This is a genomic window from Methylobacterium sp. BTF04, from assembly GCF_010692745.1.
GTDB lineage: Bacteria > Pseudomonadota > Alphaproteobacteria > Rhizobiales > Beijerinckiaceae > Methylobacterium.
Genome location: NZ_JAAHTB010000112.1, coordinates 1 through 3,885, shown reverse-complemented (window position 1 = coordinate 3,885; position 3,885 = coordinate 1). Strand labels below are relative to the sequence as shown.

Here is a 3,885-nt window from a genome sequence, read left to right as displayed (position 1 = left end):
GCCGCACCGACGAGGATATCGCGGCAGCCGTCCTCAACCGCCTGGACTGGGATGCGGCGATCCTCCCCGACACGGTCACCGCGCAGGTGCAGGACGGATGGGTCAGCCTGAACGGGACGGTCGACTGGAATTTCCAGAAGGATGCCGCCGCTCTCGACGTCCGGTCCCTGCTCGGGGTCGTCGGGCTCTCGAACCAGATCACCATCAAGCCGCGCGCCAATGCCCATGACATCGCCGAAGGCATCAACGGCGCGCTCGGCCGATCCTGGTTCTTCGACCCCAAGCGGGTCGGGGTCGACGTAGAGGGCGACCGCGTCCGGCTGACCGGCAGCGTCCACACCGAGCACGAGCGCAGGCTCGCCGCAGCGACGGCATGGAGTTCCCCAGGTGTCGCCATCGTCGAGAACGACCTCGCCATCGTCTGACCGACACTCGCGACCTGCCTATTCCACTAAGGATCTATGCATGCGCAATCAAATTCGCTCCCTGACGCTTGGGGCCGTAGCCGCCCTTGGCCTCGCAAGTCCCCTCCGCGCGGCCGAAGAGCCGAAGGACAGCTCCTCGACGTGGTCGGATTCAAAGCCGGCGCAGGTCTGCCTCGACCATCTCAAGGCCTTCGACACACAGATGGATAAAGATGGCTACTGGCTCGGCGGGTCGGGCTACGGCTTCGGCTATCCGCTCGGTGGTTACTGGTTCGGTGCGAGCACGGGTGTGCCGATGGGTATGGCAGCCGCGGATATGCCCTATGCGTATGCCCGGCCGGGATACGAAGTCCGGACGCTCTTATCCGCTGCCGGCATCCTTGCGCGCCACGGACGCCAGCAGCCGTGCGAGGATGTGCTCGTCCAGATCCGGCAGAGCTACGACCAGTACAAAACGGACATGAAGGGCCGTGACCTGCGTATCGCGAACGCCATGGGGTTCCACCAGGAAGAATTGGCGCTGGCTCAGCCGGTCGCGTCGCGGACGACGGCCTTCCGTTCGGACGACCTACTCGGGAGCGAGGTGCGCACCCCCGGTAACGTCGCGCTCGGCACCGTCGACGACATCGTCATGGGGGCCGACAGCGGGAAGATTGCCTATCTCGTGGTCGCCCGTGGCGGCATCTTCGGCATCGGCGAGCACCACGTCGCGGTCCCGTGGGACAACTTCAAGGTCACGCCGAACCTCAACATCCTCGTCCTCGACACCAGCAGGGACGGTATGGACAAGGCCCCCCAGATCACTGAGCGCCACCTCAAGAAGGCCGAGCCCTTCGCCCAGCAGACAGCGAAGGCTGACGCCTACTGGAAGTCCGGCACCTTGAAGGCATCGCAGTCTAACTAGCCGGCACGCCTTACCGGCTTGCCTGACCGATACTCTCCCGAACTTACGAACGGATTACAATATGCGAACGACAACGTTTATGGCAGCGTCCATCATGGCGCTGATGATGCCGATTGCTGCCAAGGCACAGCAACCGGCTACCACGACGGCCGTGGATCCCTCCGCGACGATGCGAGAGGCCGGTCGTGAGGCCAGCCATGCGGCCGATGCGTCGCGAGAGGCGGCCCGGCTGGCGATGACGGCGGCGAAGGCAGCAATCAAAGATGTCTCGCAGCGATCCGCCGACAGGATACGAGAGTTGGCCTCTGACGCCGAGGCGGCCGCCACGCGGGCCGAGACCAAGATCGCCGACGCCAACAAGGCGGCGGGCTCCGCGATGAACGCGTCCATGCGCAAGGCCGAGGAATCCGCGAAAAGGTCTGTTGAGGCGACCGGACTGGCGGTCCGGAAGGCGAATGATGCCGCCGAGGCTGCAATCCGCTCGAACGTGGCGGCCGTTCGCCGGGCGGCGGCCGGTGCGCGGACGTCCATCGTCAGGGCCGCGACCGCGGCCACAAACGCCGCACGTGCCGCCCGCGACGCCGCCAGGACCACCTGGGACCGCGACATGGTGCAGCCCCAGGCACGCAACTGAAGCGGACCGTACGGGACCGGCCGCGCCCGCTTCCAAAGGAGACCTGACGATGTCGAAGTTCGACCTGGAACGAGCCTGCGCGGAGGCGGCGCATCAGCACGACCGGGCCGCCGCCCATTACCGGCATGCAGCCAAGCATCTTGCGAAGGGCGAGCACGCCGCCGCGGCCAAGGAGCGGGATCTCGCCCTCGACCATTCCGAGAAGGCCCGGATCGACGAGGTCGGCCTCCGGCCCGATGCCGCCGCCGAAGCAAAGGCGCAGTCCGAGGAAGCTTGGCGATTCATGGGCTGAGGCCGCCGTATCGCCGCGATCCCTCACCCTCGTGGACAGGAACACCTCATGGCAGATCCCACCTCGCCGGAACCGGCCCCGGCGCATCCTCCGCAGCCCGGTCCCGGGTCCCTCCCGGAACCGCGCGGCGTCCCGGATTTCGAGCCGGACGAGATACCACCCTCGAACGAGCCTCTCGGCATTCCGTCCGGTTCGCCGCCGGAGATCGGATGACCCCGAAAGTCCGCTCGCTCGGTCGAGACTACGTCGTCCCCTTCCAGGCGATGATCATGCATTCCCGAACGAGGCGATGACGCCATGACCTACCAGAGCACCAATCCCTATGACGGGACGGTCTCGAAGACCTTTGCGGACATGACCGACGCCGAGCTTGAGAAAGCCGTCAGGACCGCGTCGGATCGCTACGGGATCTGGCGCCTGACGACGTTCGCCGAGCGCGCCGCGATCCTGTCCAAGGCCGCTGCGATCCTTCGTGCCCGCGTCGAGGACTTCGCGCGGCCGGTGACCCTGGAGATGGGCAAGCTCATCGCCGAATCCCGCGGCGAGGTCATGCTCAGCGCGGATATCATCGACTACTACGCCGGGAACGCCGAGCGTTTCCTCGCGCCCGAGAGCCTTGAGCCCGGTGAGGGCGAGGCCCGGATCGAGAGCAGCCCCATCGGGGTGATCTTCGGCGTCGAGCCCTGGAATTTTCCGTACTATCAGCTCGCACGTCTTGCTGCGCCCAACCTCATGGCCGGGAACGTCGTGATGGTGAAGCACGCGGCTTCGGTGCCTCAATGCGCCCGCGCCTTTGAGGACCTGTGGCTGGAAGCGGGGGCGCCGCCCGGCGCCTACACCAACCTCTCGATCTCGTACGATCAGGTGGACCGCGTCATCGACGATCCTCGCATCAAGGGCGTGGCGCTGACCGGCAGCGCCGGTGCGGGCAGGATCGTGGCGGCGCGAGCCGGGCTCAACCTCAAGAAGTCGACGATGGAGCTCGGCGGCAGCGATGCCTTCGTCGTGCTTGAGGACGCGGACCTGGAAAAGACGGTCGCTTGGGCGGTCTGGGCGAAGATGAACAACACGGGCCAGTGCTGCATCGCGGCCAAGCGGTACATCGTCGTCGAGCCGCTGGCGGACCGCTTCCTGTCGATGTTCAAGGCTGCGCTCTCGGAACTTCGTGCCGGCGACCCCATGGACGAGGCCACGACCCTCGGTCCGCTGTCGTCGGAGGCCGCGCTGATGCTAGTCCTGGGTCAGGTCGAGCGGGCCGTCGCCGAGGGCGCGACGCTGGTGATGGGCGGAAAGCGGTTGGCGCGCGAGGGCGCCTTCCTGGAACCGACAATCCTGACGGATGTCGAACCGGGAAACCCAGCGTTCCGCGAGGAATTCTTCGGACCGGTGGCGCTGTTCTTCCGGGTCCGGGACGAGGACGACGCCATAGCATTGGCCAACGACTCGGATTTCGGCCTGGGCGGGTCGGTGTTCACGCGGGACGTGGCCCGCGGCAAGCGCGTGGCGAGCCGCATCGATGCCGGCATGGTGTTCGTGAACCACCCGACCTGGACGGCGCCCGATCTCCCGTTCGGGGGGATCAAGGATTCCGGATACGGGCGCGAACTCGCGGGCGTCGGCATTCAGGAAT

Annotated in this window: 5 protein-coding genes; all 5 read left to right on the top strand. The window is 66.6% G+C overall.

The features are described 5' to 3' along the window. On the top strand, positions 1 to 425 hold a 425-nt coding region (locus G3T14_RS23345), incomplete at its 5' end, for a BON domain-containing protein (RefSeq protein ID WP_163644884.1). A 40-nt stretch (positions 426 to 465) separates the two neighbouring features. Then, positions 466 to 1,329 (top strand): PRC-barrel domain-containing protein, encoded by an 864-nt coding sequence (locus G3T14_RS23340; RefSeq protein WP_163644883.1) that lies wholly within the window; start codon positions 466 to 468, stop codon positions 1,327 to 1,329. Between the two features lie 94 nt (positions 1,330 to 1,423). Further along, positions 1,424 to 1,963 carry a hypothetical protein gene (locus G3T14_RS23335; RefSeq protein ID WP_163644882.1) on the top strand — a complete coding sequence of 180 codons (540 nt, stop codon included), beginning with the start codon at positions 1,424 to 1,426 and terminating at the stop codon, positions 1,961 to 1,963. A 49-nt stretch (positions 1,964 to 2,012) separates the two neighbouring features. After that, positions 2,013 to 2,255: a hypothetical protein gene (locus G3T14_RS23330; protein WP_163644881.1), complete on the top strand. Its 243-nt coding sequence runs from the start codon at positions 2,013 to 2,015 to the stop codon at positions 2,253 to 2,255. Between the two features lie 297 nt (positions 2,256 to 2,552). Further along, on the top strand, positions 2,553 to 3,885 hold a 1,333-nt coding region (locus G3T14_RS23325), incomplete at its 3' end, for an NAD-dependent succinate-semialdehyde dehydrogenase (RefSeq protein WP_163644880.1).